Raw genomic sequence first — 15,232 nt, 5'->3', positions numbered from 1 at the left:
GACTGTGTATTACAGTCCCTTCCGATGCTGCTTCATCAGCGCGCGCACAGCAGAACGCGCGAGCCAGTACAGTGACCAGCCCAGATTGAGCAGGAAATCTCCTGCGCGCGCCCCACATGACCGCGGTGCCAAAACGTTGCGGCGTTCCTCAAGCTTCATGATAGGAGGCCTGCTTCTCGCCCCTTACGCGCTTGTTGCGGCTCGTGTCCTTCTTGACGAAGTCCAGCCCGTCGCCCGCCTTGCGGACGGAGATGACATCTCCCGCCGTAAAGTCACGCGCGAGGATATGTTCTGCAAGCGCATCTTCAATGTTCTTCTGGATGGCGCGGCGAAGAGGCCGTGCCCCGAATTTGACATCCGTCCCCTTCGAGATGAGAACGCGCTTCGCGGACGGGCTGACCTCAATATTGATCTTCTGCTCGGCAAGGCGTGCCTTCACATCGCGCAGGAGGATATCCACGATCTTCGTCAGCTCGGGCTCACCGAGTGCGTTGAATACGATCATATCATCTACACGGTTCAGAAATTCGGGGCGGAAGATCTTCTTGACCTCCTCCATGACGCGCTTCTTCGCGCGCTCCTCATCCGTATCCTTTGCCTGCTGACCAATCGAGAAGCCGATCGTCCCCGTGGTCGAGCGCAGATGGTTCGCACCCGCATTCGAGGTCATGATGATGATTGTATTGCGAAAATCCGTGACGAGCCCCTGCCCGTCCGTGAGCCGTCCATCCTCAAGCACCTGCAGAAGCATATGAAACACATCGGGATGTGCCTTCTCCACCTCGTCAAAGAGAACGATGGAGAACGGCTTCTTGCGCACAGCGTCCGTGAGCTGACCGCCCTCCTCGTAGCCGACGTAGCCCGGAGGTGCACCAACGAGGCGTGCGGTCGTGTGCTTTTCCATGTACTCGGACATATCGAAGCGGATGATCGCCTCCTCTGAGCCAAAGACGGACTCAGCGAGTGCCCGTGCCAGCTCCGTCTTGCCGACTCCCGTGGAGCCGAGGAAGAGAAAAGAGCCAATGGGGCGGCGCGGATCCTTCACCCCTGCACGTGCACGGCGCACAGCCTTCGATACGGCGCGCACCGCCTCATCCTGACCGATGACACGGCGTCCAATTTGTTTTTCAAGGGCGAGCAGACGCTCGGACTCCTTTGCCGCAATGCGCTGCACGGGGATCCCCGTCCACTGTGCAACAACATCCGCGATATCGTTCTCCGTCACCAGAATCTCTGCACGCTGATCCTCACCACGGCGCGATGCCTCCAGCTGTGCGCGCAGTTCCTGCTCGCGGTCACGCAGCTGCGCCGCCTTTTCGTAGTCCTGCCCGCTGATTGCCGCATCCTTTTCCTTGACAATCTCTGCAATCTCCGTGCGCAGCCCCGCAAGCTGATCCGTATCACCGACAGTCTTCATGCGCACGCGCGACGCTGCCTCATCCATGAGGTCAATCGCCTTGTCCGGCAGATAGCGATCCGTAATATAGCGCTTGGCGAGGTGCACAGCTGCCCGAACAGCGGCGTCCTCGACGCGTGCATGGTGAAACTCCTCGTATTTGCCGCGCAGTCCGAAGAGAATCAGTTCTGCATCCTCCTCGCTCGGCTCCTCCACCATGACGGTCTGGAAGCGGCGTGCGAGTGCACTGTCCTTTGCGAAGTGCTTCTTGTACTCACTGAGCGTCGTCGCACCGACAATCTGCATCTCGCCGCGGGCAAGGGCAGGCTTCAGGATGTTTGCCGCATCCAATGAGCCCTCTGCGCCGCCGGCGCGGATGAGTGTATGAATCTCGTCGATGAAGAGGATGATATTCTTTGCCTTAATGACATCATCCACCACATTTTTAAGACGTTCCTCGAACTCGCCGCGGTACTTCGTTCCGGCGACAAGCGCTGTCATCGATAAGGTGATGACACGCTTGTCCTCAAGCAGGAACGGCACCTCGCCGTCCGCAATGCGCTGGGCAAGCCCCTCTGCGACGGCGGTCTTGCCGACCCCTGCCTCACCGAGGAGAATGGGGTTATTCTTCGTGCGGCGCGCGAGGATCTGAATCACGCGGTCGATCTCCGCCGCACGCCCGATCACGGGGTCCAGCCCCCCAGCACGTGCGACGTCGATGAGATCGCGCCCGTATTTTTTGATCGAAGCAGGCAGTCCCTTGCGCTCGCCCTTGTTCGGTTTTCTGCGCGCGGACTTATCCTTGGACTCCTCCGCATCGCTCATGCGCTCTACGACCTCACTCTGGAGTGCCTCAACATCGACATCCAGCTCCTCAATTGTGTGCACTGCGGTACCGTCCGCCTCCGTAAGCAGGCTAAGCAGGATATGCTCTGTGGTCACAAAGGAACGCTCCTCACGTGCGGTATCAATCGCTCCCTGCATGACGCGCTGTGCACGCCGTGTGTAGAAGGGGACATCCTCCGCCGGATGCAGGACATCCTGAAAACCGTCCGAACGCCGAATGACCTGCTCCGCACTGTCGTAGTCCACGCCGAATTTATCCAACGTCTCTGCCGCGATTGTGTCACGCATATGCAGGATACCCAGCAGAAGCTGGCCGGTTCCAATGTACCCCTTGCCGCGCCGCTGCGCGATATACTGTGAAAACTCTACGGCTTTAATGGCCGCCTGTGTAAAAAATTGACGGTAGTTCAAGCTGTCCCCCTCCTCATCCCTGTATGCTGTATTTTTGTAAGATCGCGCGCACACGCGAAGCACGTATGGCGCTGATTTCCCCCGCAGATAGATTTTCGTTTCCCGCTGCGTATTTGAGATAGTTGTCGCGTCCCGCGACGATGATCTCTGCACAGCACTCCGGTGCCACCTCTTTGATGATCCCCCGGTCAATACCGTAACGCACACGCGAGATGAGCGCGAAAAGTTCCTGCTCCGTCAGAGAGCGCGCGTAGGACAGAATGCCAAAGGCACGCCATACGCCGTCCTCCACACCGTCCTTCCCAAAGTAGGAAAGCGCCTTGCGGGCACGTCTCTCATGGGCGGCAATCTCCCCCACCGTCGCCTGCAGGTTCTCAATCATCTCCGCCTCGGAGTACCCAAGGGTGAATTGGTTGGAAACCTTGTAGAGATGTGCCCCCTCGCCGATGCCCTCAAGCGGATGTACGGCGAGGCCAAGCTGGGGCGACGTATTGACAATATTTTCGATGTTGTGCGTGTAGACAAGCCCCGGCAGATGAAGGATGACAGAGGCGCGCAGCCCCGTCCCGAGATTCGTCGGATATGCCGTCAGATACCCCATCGTCTCGTCAAAGGCGAGATCGAGCCGCTCCTCGATGTAGTCATCCACGTGTGATGCCCGTTCGAACGCCTGTCCGAGCGAGAGCCCCGGCGCCATGACCTGAATGCGCAGGTGATCGTCCTCGTTGACCAGAATGCTGACACAGGCATCCTCACTGATGTATGCCATGCGGTGTGCCTGTGTCTCGGCAAATTTTTCACTGATGAGACGCTTCTCAATCAGCACACTGCGCTGGAGTGCAGTCAGCTGATCAAGTGTGAGACGGTCAAATTCCTGACCGAACTCGGCACCGATCTCTGCAAAGGCAGCATCCAGTGTCTGCCGAATCTCCGCCAACTGACCGTGATCGGCGCGCCCCGGAAACGGCAGTCCCACGAGGTTGCGCGCAAGGCGTACGCGGCTCGAGATGACGACATCGCTGTCCGCGCCGCTTCCGCCGAACCACGAGAGCCGGCTGCTCTGCAGGAGTTCGTCAACTGCCATAGGACTGCTCCTCCATGCGCCGTTCCAGGCCGCGAATCCGATCGCGGTACTCCGCCGCCTTCTCGTACTCCTCACGCGCAACTGCCTCTTTCAGGCGTGCCCGCAGCTGCTCAGCTTCTTGACGGAGCATGATCGAGCTCCCCGAGCGGCGCGGGATCTTGCCGCGATGAACACTCGATCCGTGGATTCGCCGCAGGAGGGGCGTGAGTTCATGATGAAATGTCTCATAGCAGACCGAGCAGCCAATCTGCCCCGTCTGCGGAAAGTCCTGGAATTTCATGCCGCAGTTCGGACACGTGATATGCGGTGCGTCCTCCTCAGCGGTGCTCTCCTGCTGATTGCTGCCGAAGATTCCCTTCAGGAAGTCCTCCGCCGAAACATTCTCCTGCTGCGCGCGGAGAATTGACGCCCCATAGCGTGCCGCGCAGCTCATACATATATTCTTCTCGCTCCGACCGCCCGGACCGATCTGCACAATGTGCACAATCGCATCATTGCGGCCGCACTCCTCACAAATCATTGCATTCCCTTCCGTCGCTCACCAAAGAATTTAGTTCTCCTGTTCATATATATCGAATAACTATCTAAAGTTCTCTAGCGTCAATATCATTGTTTTCAGCATCTGAACACGCTCCTTTGGCGCAAGCGTCTTCGAGTGAAAAAGGCCTGTTACCATCTGCATTAGGAGTGCCGCCTCACGCGTCTCCACCATGCCGTGCTGCGCGAGGTAACGCACCATCGACTGCACCGTCTCCATATCGGTGTCCTCGTCGATCTTTGACAGCATATCCTGATAGACGAGATCGCGCAGCGGCACCTGCACGATGCGGATGAACCCGCCGAGTCCGCGCCGCGATTCCACTACGAAGCCGCGATCCTGCGTGAACCGTGTGGAGAGCACATAACTGATCTGCGACGGTGCACATGAAATCTCATCCGCGATATCCGTCCGCCGCAGTTCCACCTGACCGTCCTGCCGTGCAGCAAGCTGACGGAGGATGTAGGACTCGATCATATCGGCAATGTTGCTCATCGTATCACCTTCTCTGGTACTTCCTTAATTGTGCTTTTCTCTATTATATTTGTTTTTTTGACTTTTAGCAAGTACCAATTATATCAAGGAGCGATATATTTTGCGATATCTTTATATGATCATACTGCCGACCGAGAAGCTTCAAAGAGAAACGGTACTTTTCTCTTGCGATATAATAAGTTTTAAGTCATAATTATTTATCGGGACAAAATTCTGCCCCAGTTCGATGGAGTTCATTTTATCAACCATTCCTAAAAGGAGAATCCATATGCTCAAAAAGATTGCCCTCGCCTCCCTCACCGCCGTCGTACTGACCGCCGCAGTCCCTGCCCTTGCGACGGACTATCTTGCCAACACAAAGTCCGGCAAGTTCCACTACGCGACCTGCCGCACAATCAAGCATCCCGACGCACCGCACTTCGTACACTACAACTCACGCGAGGCGGCCATTGCCGATGGTTACGCCCCCTGCGGAGTATGCCGCCCGTAAAATGCCGCAAACAGCACGTTACATTATGGAAAGACAGGCAGCTGCTGTGATTATCGACAAAATGTTTTCCTATCAGTCATTTTTACTGCACCCCAAGAAAAAAGTTACCGCCTTAGAAAATATTCCTCCTGGAACTTTCATCAATATAAACGATGAAGAAGGTATCCGTAAAATTGCAAAATACATCGGTTATGATGAAATCGAGGGAGCAATTATACTGAATTACTACGACCAGTCCATATTGACGCTGAGGAACTGGGATTATGTGGATATTCTCTGGAACAATCTGGTAAAATCCGTGGATGAAGTTCTCCATGCAGGAAAAGCAACCTGCAGATTCTGGGGATGTCCATGTGAAATATCCATCAAAGAATGTGGTCATAATTTCGTCATCGTTCGCACCAATTGGAGTGACAAACGATATACATTGCCGGAAAAAGAGTTTTTCATGACAATCCTCTATGGTGCCACAGACTTTTTCAATCGTCTGAGCTCCCCGCCATGGGAACATAGAACCTACGCCGAAAGGATTGCCTGTCATTACGACATAATGGGGCGCATGAACGAGAAGTTCGGCTTAGAGGAATATCCGTGGGATTCCCTGAATCGTACTTGATGCAACATTTGCTCAAAGAAAAAGCGCCGTTATGAACGGCGCAGTGAACAAAGCATCAGTATCGCCGCAAAAATTCGCGGCCAAAGACGGTAACGGTGTAGTAAAAGCCGATGAGGAACGGGAGGTATTCGGCGATAAGCCGCCAGCAGACAGCGACGATACCGACAGTGCCGGCGGGAACGGTCGCAGCAAAGAGGAGGACGAACCCACCCTCGGCGATGCCGGAGCCGCCCGGTGTCGGACTGAAGTAGAGAAGCATGTTGAGAAAGATCATGCGCCCCATAACGGTGTACCAGTCCGCATCCGTGACGCCGAGCCCAAGCAGGAGACACGGTACAACGGCGTAGATGCAGAGAAGATTCAGCCCCGACTCGAGGAAGACAACGAGCATCTGACGCGGCGCACCGAGCAAAAGAGAGATCGCACTCTTTGTGTCGCGATAGAGACCGAAAAGCTGATGCCGTTTCTTATCATGCAGACGGCGTGCGATCCAGACGACAACGTAGTCAAGGAAGCCGCGCCGCGCTCCCACAACGGTGAATACAATGCCAAGAAAGGCCGCGAGTGTCACCGCCATCAAAATATCGTTCGACACACCGGGGACGATGCCCTCGTCATGCAGAAAGATGAACGGCATACAGAGCGCGAGGAAGAAGATCGAGAGCAGCGTGCGCACGATGACGAGCACCGCCGCCTTTCCTGTGGGCACACCCGCATGGCGCAGAAACATGACTTGTGCAACCGCACCACCCGTCGCTCCCGGCGTGAGAAGTGCGAGAAAATAATTGCCGAAGATCACCTGTACTGCTTGGTACAAGGTGATTTTTTCATTGGAGATCTTAACGAGGTGCATGAGGCGGCTGCCATCGAAGAACATCCCAAACCCGACGGCAAGGAGCGCCAATAGAAGCGACCACGGGTGAAAGCGCGTCAGATTCTGGAGTGTATTGATGTCCACCGTTGTATAGATAACTGCGGCAGAAATGCCAAAAACGAGGACAAAAAGAAGGAGAAAGCGCCGCGCAAATTTACTCATGCTCTACGCTCTCCCCCTCTCTTCTACTCAGATAGATACTCTTCATGCGCCGCAAAGGCGTTATGACTGTGAATGGACTCCTCATTCTCACATTCCAGCGCAAAATATGCAAGCCCCGGCAGTGCGCGCAGAGCGAGAACACTGTCGCGCAGGATGTCCTCGACAAACTTCGGATTCTCGTATGCCGCCTCTGTGACATGTTTCTCATCCGCACGCTTTAAGATCGGATAGATCGGCGCAGACCCCTGCCGCTCGAGTAATGCGGCCAATTCCTCGATATAGATGCACGGCACGCCCTCCTTGTAGCGCAGACGCACGCGTGCCGCAGAGCGTTGGTTGTGTGCCCCGTATGCAGAGATCTCCTTGCTGCATGGGCAAAGCGAGGTAAATGGCATTGTAAGTCCAAGCTCGAACTGCATCGGCTCATTGCGCCGCTTGCGCCCCGTAAAGGAGGCATCCACATCGAGCAGCGACATACGTCCGCTGATGGGTGCGCGTTTCTCAATAAAATAGGTAAACGCAAGCGAAACCTCCGCCGCCTCGGCATGGAGACGATCCAGAGCCTCCGTGAGCATCGCGTCCATCTCCTCCTCTGCGAGTGGTTTCTCGCTCCACGGCAGGAGGATTTCGAGGAAGCGGCTCATGTGCGTGCCCTTAAACTCCATCGGCAGGGAGACGGTGAATACGATGCGTGCAAGCACCTGCTGATAGCCCCCTCTCTGTTTCTTGATGAGGAAGGGCAGTCGCACCTCCTTGACGCCGACGCGCTGAATCGCGATGCCACGACCGTCCTCACGGTTCTGTACGTCCAGCATCATCGCACTCCTGCCGCGTATGGAATCGGATCGCGCTGCCCCGCCTCGGCAAAACCACGCAGACGCAGGACGCAGCTGTCGCAGGTACCGCACGCCTCTTTCCTGCCACGATAGCAGCTCGTCGTGAGATCATAGGGCGCCCCCAGTTCCGTGCCAAGACGAATGATATCGCCCTTCGAGAGATGCTGCAGCGGCGTCTCAACAACAATGCGCCGTCCTCGCTCGGACGCGGCAGCCGTCGCCGCGTCCGCCGCCGCCTGAAATGCGGCAATGAATTCCGGACGGCAGTCGGGATATCCTGAGTAGTCAATGGAATTCACACCGATGTAAAGATGCTGCGCACCCACACGTTCTGCATAGCCGAGCGCATAGCTGAGAAAGATGAGGTTGCGCGCGGGCACGTAGGTCGCGGGGATCTCCGTCCGTTCCGCTTCTCCCGCCGGCACTGCGATATTTTCATCAGTCAGTGCCGAGCCGCCGACTGCGTTCATATTCGTCTCGATGACAAGGTGCTCCGCCGCATGATAATGTGCTGCAATCCGCTTTGCACAATCGAGCTCGCGGTTGTGCCTCTGATGATAATTAAAACTGATGGGATAGAGCTCATAGCCGGCGGCGCAAGCAACCGCCATACAGGTACAGCTGTCAAGGCCGCCCGAGAGCAGGATTACCGCCTTTTCCGTCATTTCGTCCCCTCTTATCCGCGCAGCGAAGCAACAGCGGCCGCAATATCCTTCGCGCCGTAGATGTAAGAACCTGCAACGAGTATATTTGCCCCTGCCGAACGCACGGACTCCGCCGTCTCTGCATTGATGCCGCCGTCGACCTCAATGTCAACATCCAGTTCATTGTCTATCACTGTGTGATACAGTGCATGAATCTTTCCAAGCGTGTTCTCGATGAACTTCTGACCGCCAAATCCGGGGTTGACCGTCATGAGGAGAACCATATCAACATCGTCGATCAGTTCTTCCAGACTGTAGATGGAGGTACCTGGATTGAGCGCAATCCCCGCCTTACAGCCCGCTGCCTTGATCTGCTGGATAACGCGATGGGCGTGGTGCGTCGCCTCGACGTGGAACGTGATGATATCCGCACCCGCCTTTGCAAACGACTCAATATGGGTCTCTGGATGTTCGACCATAAGGTGTACATCAAAGACCGCCTTGGAGACCTTGCGCAGACTCTCGACTACGCAGGGGCCGAGCGTGATGTTTGGCACGAACGTCCCATCCATCACGTCAATGTGGACGTACTCCGCGCCCGCCTCCTCCGCACGGCGCACATCCGCGCCGAGATTGGCGAAATCTGCCGAAAGGATGGACGGGGCAATGATCGTGGGACGCTCGATGTGGACGTGCTCCTCCTGCATTTCCTCTTCATATCCGTGTTCATGTTCGTGTGCCATTGGGTTCTCCTATTTTCTTTTCAATTGTAGTTCGGTGAGCAATGCGAGATAGGCATCGTGCCGTGCACGCGAAAGTGCTCCTGCCGCCGCTGCCGCCTTGACGGCACAGTCCGGCTCATGACTGTGGCTGCACGGCGTGAAGCGGCAGCCCGTATGTGCGGAAAATTCCGGAAAACAATGCGCCAGTGCCTCAGGTGCAACCTCCGTCAACTCCTGCTGAGTAAATCCCGGCGTGTCGACCACATATCCTCCTGCAAAGGGGAGCAGTTCCGCGCGCCGCGTTGTATGACGCCCGCGCCCGATCTTCTCGCTGACTGCTCCCGTGGCAAGCGCAAGCGCGGGATCGAGGGCATTGAGCAGCGAGGACTTCCCTGCACCCGACGGCCCCGCAAGCACCGTGATCTCCCCCGCGAGGTACTGCCGCAGTTCATCCAGTCCCGTGCCCTGCTCTGCCGAAACACGCAGAACAGGATAGCCCGCTGCCTCATATTCCGAAAGAAATTCCTCCGGTATTCCCGAGCAGAGATCCATCTTGTTCACGCAGAGAACAATCTTCCGAACTCCGGAGAGCTCCGCAAGCACAAGGAAGCGGCTCACGACAAGCGGATGCGGATCGGGCGATGCCGCCGCGACCGTGATGACGATCTGTGTCAGATTCGCCACACGCGGACGCTGCAGGAGGTTCGTACGTTCTTCGATCTGCTCGATCACCCCCTCCTCTGGCGATATGCGTTCAAATACAACGAGATCCCCTGGGACGAGCCCCATATCACTGCGCCCCTTTTTGAGTTTGCCGCGCAGCTTGCAGAGGATGATGACATCCTCTGCCGCAACGTGGAGCACATTGTTATAGACCTTCAGGATACGTCCGCGCTCTGCCACCATACACTCCCTACTCTGTCTTCTCGGTCTGGATACGGCGTCCGGCAGGATCCTTTTCAGGCTTCTTCGCATCGCCGCCCTTCGTCTCCTCCTTGTTGGCAGAAGCCTTGCTTCCGCTCGATACGACAAGGCTGACGGCACTGCCGGAGTCCACCTCCGCCCCCGCTGCGGGCGACTGACTGACAACGGTTCCGGCGGCCTGTGTGCTTGCCTCCTCGGATATACCGCCAACCTTCAGGTCGCTGCCCTCGAGCATTGTGCGTGCACGGTCGGATGGTACGCCCTTCACATTCGGAACAGCGACCTTTTTGATCTTTTGCCCCTTGCTGACAGTGATGTCCACCGTCTGCCCTTTGCTGATGCGCGTGCCGCTGCGCGGATCCTGCGAGATGACCGTGCCGCTGTCCTCATCGGAGAAGGTCTCATACGCGGAACCAAGGCGCAGCCCCATCTTCTGAAGCCTGTCGATTGCGTCCGACTGTTTCAGTCCGCGCAAATTTGGCATCTCAAGCTCTTCACCGCCCTTGCTGACGTAGATCGTGATCGCACGCTCCTCCTTGACCTTTGTCCCTGCTTCAGGCGTCTGTGATACCACTACGCCCACAGGTACGGAGGCATCATAGGTTTCCGCGACCGTGACACGCAAATTCTGATCTTCCAGAATCTGACGTGCGAGTGTCAGCTGCTTTCCTGTCACGTCAGGCACGGTGATCTCAACGGAACTCCAGAACTTGCCGAAACTGAGAAAGAATCCCGTAAAGAACCCCATGAGGAGGATGAGAACAAAACCCAGCTTAAATACCTTGGTACGGAAAAAGGATTTTTCCTCCTCATTCGCTGCTCCCTCTTCCGCCTCGGCGATCGCACCGATCTCCTGTGCTTCCACGGGTGTGAGTACACGCGTAGCGTCGGGGTCAAACGACGGCACCACAGCCGTATCGCCGCGCATCATCTGTTCCGTGCGCGCAATGTCCTGAGCGAGTAATTGGCTGTCTGGACGCAGCGCCGGCTCCTTTGCCATCATGCGTGTCACGAGAGCCTCCACAACGGGTGGTATGCTTGGCACGAGAGCACGCACGGGCTGCGGTTCCTCTTCGAGATGCTTGCGCGCAATGCTGACCGCCGTATTGCCGTCGAACGGAATCCGCCCCGTCAACATTTCGTAGAGCACGACACCAAGCGAGTAGACATCCGACTTTGGCGTAATGATCGTCCCGCGTGCCTGCTCGGGCGAGAAGTAGTGAACCGAGCCCATGATGTTGTCATTGTAGGTCATCGTGGACTCCGTGACGGCACGTGCAATGCCAAAGTCCGCGACCTTCACGTTGCCGTCAGGCATGACGAGGATGTTGTGCGGCTTGATGTCGCAGTGCACAAGGTTGTTCGCGTGTGCCTGTGCAAGTGCCCCTGCAATCTGGCGAGCCATCTGCAGTGCCTGCGGTGCGGGCACGGGGCCTTCCTCCTTGATGCGCTCCTTCAGAGTACGTCCCGGAACGTACTCCATGACAATGTAATGACGCCCCTCGGCGACGCCGACATCATAGACATTGACGATGTTTGGATGCGTAATGCGCGCGGCCGCCTTTGCCTCGCGCTGAAACCGCGCGATGAACTCCGTGTCGTTCTCATACTGTTGATGAAGAATCTTGACAGCGACGGTGCGCTCCAAGAGCTGATCCTTTGCCCGATAGACATCCGCCATGCCGCCGCTGCCGACCAGTGCCTCCAGTGCGTAACGTCCATCCAAGACACGCTCAACCATGATCGTTCCTCCTAACGCCTCTGCCACTGCCGAAGCCTCTATCTCAGAAAGGGTATCCCGCAATGACTTCATCGCAGCCCTTCAAAATGTTTCTGTATCACCGTACGCGCGATTCCGGCTGCCGATCTTCCGCCAAAGCCGCCCTCCTCCACGAGAACTGCCATGACGATCTTTCGTCCGCCGCGCTCCGCCGAACCGATGAACCATGCATGATCGGTTCCGCTCGCATTCTCTGCCGTACCGGTCTTGCCCGTGACACGCACGCCAGAGACATCTGCCGCCGTGCCCGTACCCGCCGCAACAACATCCGCCATATAGCCGTCAATGACTGCCGCACGTTCTGCCGTAGTCGCCGTCCGCCAGACGGCGGGGCTTGCCTCATAGAGGGGCATCCCCTGCGTTGTCAGAACCTGCTCGACGAGATACGGCTGCATGATACGTCCGCCATTGGCGAATGCATCCGCAACGAGTGCCATCTGCAGCGGTGTCACGAGCAGAGCTCCCTGTCCAATTCCGAGCTGGGCGATTTCACCGTCGCTGAGGTCTTTCAGCGCGGGAACATGTGCCCGTGTCATCGGCAGCTCAGGGGAGGTGAGTTCTGTCCCAATGCCGAAGCGCTCGCACGCAGACGAGAGTCCGCTCGCACCGAGTCGGAGAGCCAGCGTCGCAAAGGTAACGTTGCAGGATTCGCGCAGGGCATCTGCGAGATGCAGTTTCCCGTGCACCTCGCCGTGACTTTCATGCAGCACGTAGTCCTTGCCGATGGCAAGCTCCCCTGTACAGGTGAATACTTCATCAACATTCGTCACCCCTGCCTCGAGTGCGGCATCCGCGATCAGCGTCTTGAACGTCGAACCCGGCGGGTAGAGCCCCTGTGCCGCACGATTCACGAGGGGGCTGTCCGCGCGCGACGAGAGCTCATTCCACTGCTGCTCTGCAGAGGCGGGATCAAACGAGGGGGCACTCACCATCGCAAGAACTGCACCCGTTGCTGCGTCCAGTACGACGACAGCACCGCGCCGTGAGCCCAGCGCATTCCACGCTGCCTCCGACAGCTCCGCATCCACGGTCAGCCTTACATCATAGCCTGCATCCGCACGCAGGAGTGTGCGCAGAGGGCCCATATGCGCCACATCAGTGGTGACACCACTGAGTTCCTGTCCCGTCACCTGCTCCACTCCGGTCGCACCGTAGCGCTCCGTCTGATAGCCCGTCACAGGCGCAAGGATGCGTCCATAAGGATAGGAGCGTCGTCCTGTCGTGTCGCTCTCCGCAAGTACACGCCCATTATGATCGATGATGCGCCCGCGCCGAATGTCCTGTTCCATGAGCGCACTGCGCGTGTTGAGCGGGTGTGCCGCAAGTGCATCGCCATCCCACACACTCAGCTTTGCTAGATAGAGAATTTGAACACCGATGAGTGCAAGAAGAAAAGCCGCCGCGACCACGATATGCTTTCGGATTTTTCGATCAGCCATCCGCTGCCTTAGCCTCCCCCGACAGTGCTGTCAAGATACCGACAAGAACGAAACTCGCCGCCATCGAACTGCCGCCGTAGCTGACAAACGGCAGCGTTATGCCCGTGAGCGGCAGAAGTTTTGTCACGCCCGCCGTGATGATGAATGCCTGCAGAAGAAGGCTCGCTGCACAGCCCGCTGCGAGCAATGCCTCCTCTACACGGGGCAGTCCCATCGCAATACGGCTGCCCCGCCAAAAGATCAGCGCGTAAACCATAAGTAGGAGAACAGCACCGATCAACCCGAACTCCTCGGCAATCGCGGAAAAGATGAAGTCCGTGTGCACCTCGGGAATGAGGAGCGGATGCCCCTCGGTAAAGCCCGTCCCCCAGACCCCGCCTGAGCCAATGGCAAAGAGCGACTGCACAACCTGATAGGACATTCCGTTCGGGTCTGCCCACGGGTGCAGCCAGATATCAAAACGTACGCGAACATGTCCAAACAGCGCGTAGCTGAGCCCCGCTGCGACAAGGATGAAAAGCCCTGCGAGAAATACATAGGATTTGCGCCCCGTCCCCATATAGGTCATGAGTACCGCCATTCCGAAAAAGAGCAGAGCAGAGCCGAGATCATGCGCGATGACGAACATGAGCACAGCGAGTCCCCAGAGTGCGATGAGCGGCGCAATGAAGCGCACAGGCGGCAGACGGAGGAAGAGAAAACGGCGCGCGGGGAGTGTCAGTACGGCGAGATGGTCGGCAAGATATGCCGCAAGGAAGAAGATGAGCAGAATTTTGCCAAACTCCGAGGGCTGCATGGAAAACGATCCAAGCGCAATCCAGTTCTTATTCCCGCCAATACTCACACCGAAGATCAGGGGAAGCAGCAAAATGACCGTTGTCAGAAGCCCGAGTACGTACGGATAGGAAAGCATACGCCGCAGACGCGCCCAGAAGAGTACAACAAGCGCCCAGAACACAATGCCGACACACGCCCAGCGCAGCTGCACCGCGAAGAGTTCGGGTTTCAGCCGCGCGATCTCCGCGAGGCCGATACCGAGCAAAACATAGGCAAGTGCGAGCGGAACGCAGTCCAGCTTGCGCCGCGCCGCAAGCACATAGCTTGCCGCCCCTGTACAAATAAGGAGGGCGAGCCACGGCAGATACGCAAGCTGTACACGCCAGTCCAACACCCAGCCCGGTGTGCCTGCCCCCTGTTTCAAAAGCAGGACACTGAGTGCACAGAGGAGAATCCCAATGGGCGCAAACTTCAATCCGCCGGTCATGGTATTTCGTACGCGAGGGCGATCGCCGTGATATTGTCACTGCCGCCCCCTGCGAGCGCCCGCTCCACCATGCGCTCCGCAACATCCGCAAAATTGCCTCCGAGCAAGGAGGAAAGCTCATCGTCATCCACCATATTCGTCAGTCCATCCGTTGCGAGGAGAAGACGATCGCCCGCCGCAAGCGGAAAAGAGTCACCATCCACATGGAGATGTTCCTCGATGCCGACGGCACGCAGGAGCAAATTCTTGCGTGGATGGTGCTGTGCCTCCACCTCGCTGAGCTGCCCGCGCGCAACGAGTTCCTCCACATAGGAGTGATCGCGTGAAACCTGACGGAAGATGCCATGCCGCAGCAGATAAAGACGACTGTCACCGACGTGCGCATAATACGCCATCCCCGCATGCTCATCTACGTGAAGTATGGTTGCCGTCGAACCCATTCCCTCATACGAAGAGTTCCCGGCGGCAGCATCCAACACCTGCTGATTGGCACGCAGGACGGCAGTCTTCAGCGCCGCCGTATCGATCTCCTGCCCTTCGTTCGCCATATCGTGCACGGCAGCGACCACCATGCGGCTTGCCACCTCGCCCGCCGCATGCCCGCCGAGCCCATCGGCAACAACATAGACGGCGGGAGAGAATACGCCGTAGCTGTCCTCGTTCGATGTTCGCACGCGCCCGATATCCGATGCACTCGAAACCTCTATCATG

At 57.3% G+C, this 15,232-nt stretch carries 16 protein-coding genes; 2 read left to right on the top strand and 14 right to left on the bottom strand.

Features of this window, described 5'->3' with window-relative positions; translation table 11 throughout:
* Positions 1-9: 9 nt before the first annotated feature.
* From BCS37_RS12100 to BCS37_RS04425, 5 genes are read right to left on the bottom strand one after another with little or no spacing between them, the layout of a single operon-like run.
* Positions 10-159 (bottom strand): hypothetical protein, encoded by a 150-nt coding sequence (locus BCS37_RS12100; protein ID WP_173862588.1) that lies wholly within the window; start codon positions 157-159, stop codon positions 10-12.
* Positions 149-2,653, bottom strand: a complete 2,505-nt coding sequence (locus BCS37_RS04440; protein ID WP_069180342.1) for an ATP-dependent Clp protease ATP-binding subunit — start codon at positions 2,651-2,653, stop codon at positions 149-151. Before BCS37_RS04440 ends, BCS37_RS12100 begins: the two co-directional genes overlap by 11 nt.
* 13 nt (positions 2,654-2,666) lie before the next feature.
* Positions 2,667-3,737, bottom strand: coding sequence for an ATP--guanido phosphotransferase (locus BCS37_RS04435; protein WP_069180341.1), 1,071 nt, complete (start codon positions 3,735-3,737; stop codon positions 2,667-2,669).
* On the bottom strand, positions 3,727-4,257 hold the full coding sequence (locus tag BCS37_RS04430) for a UvrB/UvrC motif-containing protein (protein WP_069180340.1): 531 nt from the start codon (positions 4,255-4,257) through the stop codon (positions 3,727-3,729). The genes BCS37_RS04435 and BCS37_RS04430 overlap by 11 nt, the downstream gene beginning before the upstream one ends.
* Positions 4,258-4,317: 60 nt before the next feature.
* Entirely contained in the window at positions 4,318-4,770 is a 453-nt protein-coding gene (locus tag BCS37_RS04425; RefSeq protein ID WP_069180339.1) for a CtsR family transcriptional regulator, read from the bottom strand.
* A gap of 268 nt (positions 4,771-5,038) precedes the next feature.
* Between BCS37_RS04425 and BCS37_RS04420 the strand changes: the two genes are divergently transcribed.
* Positions 5,039-5,260: an Ada metal-binding domain-containing protein gene (locus BCS37_RS04420; protein ID WP_069180338.1), complete on the top strand. Its 222-nt coding sequence runs from the start codon at positions 5,039-5,041 to the stop codon at positions 5,258-5,260.
* Complete coding sequence (locus BCS37_RS04415) at positions 5,226-5,876, top strand: hypothetical protein (protein ID WP_237142736.1); 651 nt, start codon at positions 5,226-5,228, stop codon at positions 5,874-5,876. The genes BCS37_RS04420 and BCS37_RS04415 overlap by 35 nt, the downstream gene beginning before the upstream one ends.
* Positions 5,877-5,931: 55 nt before the next feature.
* Here the strand turns inward: BCS37_RS04415 and BCS37_RS04410 are convergent, their stop codons facing one another.
* From BCS37_RS04410 to BCS37_RS04370, 9 genes are all read right to left on the bottom strand, one after another.
* On the bottom strand, positions 5,932-6,912 hold the full coding sequence (locus BCS37_RS04410) for a lysylphosphatidylglycerol synthase transmembrane domain-containing protein (RefSeq protein WP_069180337.1): 981 nt from the start codon (positions 6,910-6,912) through the stop codon (positions 5,932-5,934).
* Positions 6,913-6,935: 23 nt separating this feature from the next.
* A complete protein-coding gene (gene folE2, locus BCS37_RS04405) occupies positions 6,936-7,727 on the bottom strand; it encodes a GTP cyclohydrolase FolE2 (protein WP_069180336.1) in 792 nt (263 codons plus the stop codon).
* Positions 7,727-8,413, bottom strand: coding sequence for a 7-cyano-7-deazaguanine synthase QueC (gene queC, locus BCS37_RS04400; RefSeq protein ID WP_069180335.1), 687 nt, complete (start codon positions 8,411-8,413; stop codon positions 7,727-7,729). The genes folE2 and queC overlap by 1 nt, the downstream gene beginning before the upstream one ends.
* 11 nt (positions 8,414-8,424) lie before the next feature.
* Positions 8,425-9,135, bottom strand: coding sequence for a ribulose-phosphate 3-epimerase (rpe, locus tag BCS37_RS04395; protein ID WP_069180334.1), 711 nt, complete (start codon positions 9,133-9,135; stop codon positions 8,425-8,427).
* Between the two features lie 9 nt (positions 9,136-9,144).
* On the bottom strand, positions 9,145-10,020 hold the full coding sequence (rsgA, locus tag BCS37_RS04390; protein ID WP_173862587.1) for a ribosome small subunit-dependent GTPase A: 876 nt from the start codon (positions 10,018-10,020) through the stop codon (positions 9,145-9,147).
* Between the two features lie 7 nt (positions 10,021-10,027).
* Positions 10,028-11,779, bottom strand: coding sequence for a Stk1 family PASTA domain-containing Ser/Thr kinase (gene pknB, locus BCS37_RS04385; RefSeq protein WP_069180333.1), 1,752 nt, complete (start codon positions 11,777-11,779; stop codon positions 10,028-10,030).
* Between the two features lie 68 nt (positions 11,780-11,847).
* On the bottom strand, positions 11,848-13,257 hold the full coding sequence (locus BCS37_RS04380) for a peptidoglycan D,D-transpeptidase FtsI family protein (protein WP_069180332.1): 1,410 nt from the start codon (positions 13,255-13,257) through the stop codon (positions 11,848-11,850).
* Positions 13,250-14,521, bottom strand: coding sequence for an FtsW/RodA/SpoVE family cell cycle protein (locus tag BCS37_RS04375; RefSeq protein ID WP_069180331.1), 1,272 nt, complete (start codon positions 14,519-14,521; stop codon positions 13,250-13,252). Before BCS37_RS04375 ends, BCS37_RS04380 begins: the two co-directional genes overlap by 8 nt.
* Complete coding sequence (locus tag BCS37_RS04370) at positions 14,518-15,231, bottom strand: Stp1/IreP family PP2C-type Ser/Thr phosphatase (RefSeq protein WP_069180330.1); 714 nt, start codon at positions 15,229-15,231, stop codon at positions 14,518-14,520. The genes BCS37_RS04375 and BCS37_RS04370 overlap by 4 nt, the downstream gene beginning before the upstream one ends.
* Position 15,232 lies beyond the last annotated feature (1 nt).

Source organism: Selenomonas sp. oral taxon 920, assembly GCF_001717585.1.
Lineage (GTDB): Bacteria > Bacillota > Negativicutes > Selenomonadales > Selenomonadaceae > Centipeda.
This window is presented reverse-complemented; position numbering and strand designations above follow the sequence as displayed.

Bases quoted from the DNA above. Each gene is read 5' to 3' on its own strand.
- BCS37_RS04370 (WP_069180330.1), bottom strand. From the start codon at position 15,231: ATGATAGAGGTTTCGAGTGCATCGGATATCGGGCGCGTGCGAACATCG.
- pknB (WP_069180333.1), bottom strand. From the start codon at position 11,779: ATGGTTGAGCGTGTCTTGGATGGACGTTACGCACTGGAGGCACTGGTC.
- BCS37_RS04410 (WP_069180337.1), bottom strand. From the start codon at position 6,912: ATGAGTAAATTTGCGCGGCGCTTTCTCCTTCTTTTTGTCCTCGTTTTT.
- BCS37_RS04435 (WP_069180341.1), bottom strand. From the start codon at position 3,737: ATGGCAGTTGACGAACTCCTGCAGAGCAGCCGGCTCTCGTGGTTCGGC.
- folE2 (WP_069180336.1), bottom strand. From the start codon at position 7,727: ATGCTGGACGTACAGAACCGTGAGGACGGTCGTGGCATCGCGATTCAG.
- rsgA (WP_173862587.1), bottom strand. From the start codon at position 10,020: ATGGTGGCAGAGCGCGGACGTATCCTGAAGGTCTATAACAATGTGCTC.
- queC (WP_069180335.1), bottom strand. From the start codon at position 8,413: ATGACGGAAAAGGCGGTAATCCTGCTCTCGGGCGGCCTTGACAGCTGT.
- BCS37_RS04430 (WP_069180340.1), bottom strand. From the start codon at position 4,257: ATGATTTGTGAGGAGTGCGGCCGCAATGATGCGATTGTGCACATTGTG.
- BCS37_RS04425 (WP_069180339.1), bottom strand. From the start codon at position 4,770: ATGAGCAACATTGCCGATATGATCGAGTCCTACATCCTCCGTCAGCTT.
- BCS37_RS04420 (WP_069180338.1), top strand. From the start codon at position 5,039: ATGCTCAAAAAGATTGCCCTCGCCTCCCTCACCGCCGTCGTACTGACC.
- BCS37_RS12100 (WP_173862588.1), bottom strand. From the start codon at position 159: ATGAAGCTTGAGGAACGCCGCAACGTTTTGGCACCGCGGTCATGTGGG.
- BCS37_RS04380 (WP_069180332.1), bottom strand. From the start codon at position 13,257: ATGGCTGATCGAAAAATCCGAAAGCATATCGTGGTCGCGGCGGCTTTT.
- rpe (WP_069180334.1), bottom strand. From the start codon at position 9,135: ATGGCACACGAACATGAACACGGATATGAAGAGGAAATGCAGGAGGAG.
- BCS37_RS04375 (WP_069180331.1), bottom strand. From the start codon at position 14,521: ATGACCGGCGGATTGAAGTTTGCGCCCATTGGGATTCTCCTCTGTGCA.
- BCS37_RS04415 (WP_237142736.1), top strand. From the start codon at position 5,226: ATGGTTACGCCCCCTGCGGAGTATGCCGCCCGTAAAATGCCGCAAACA.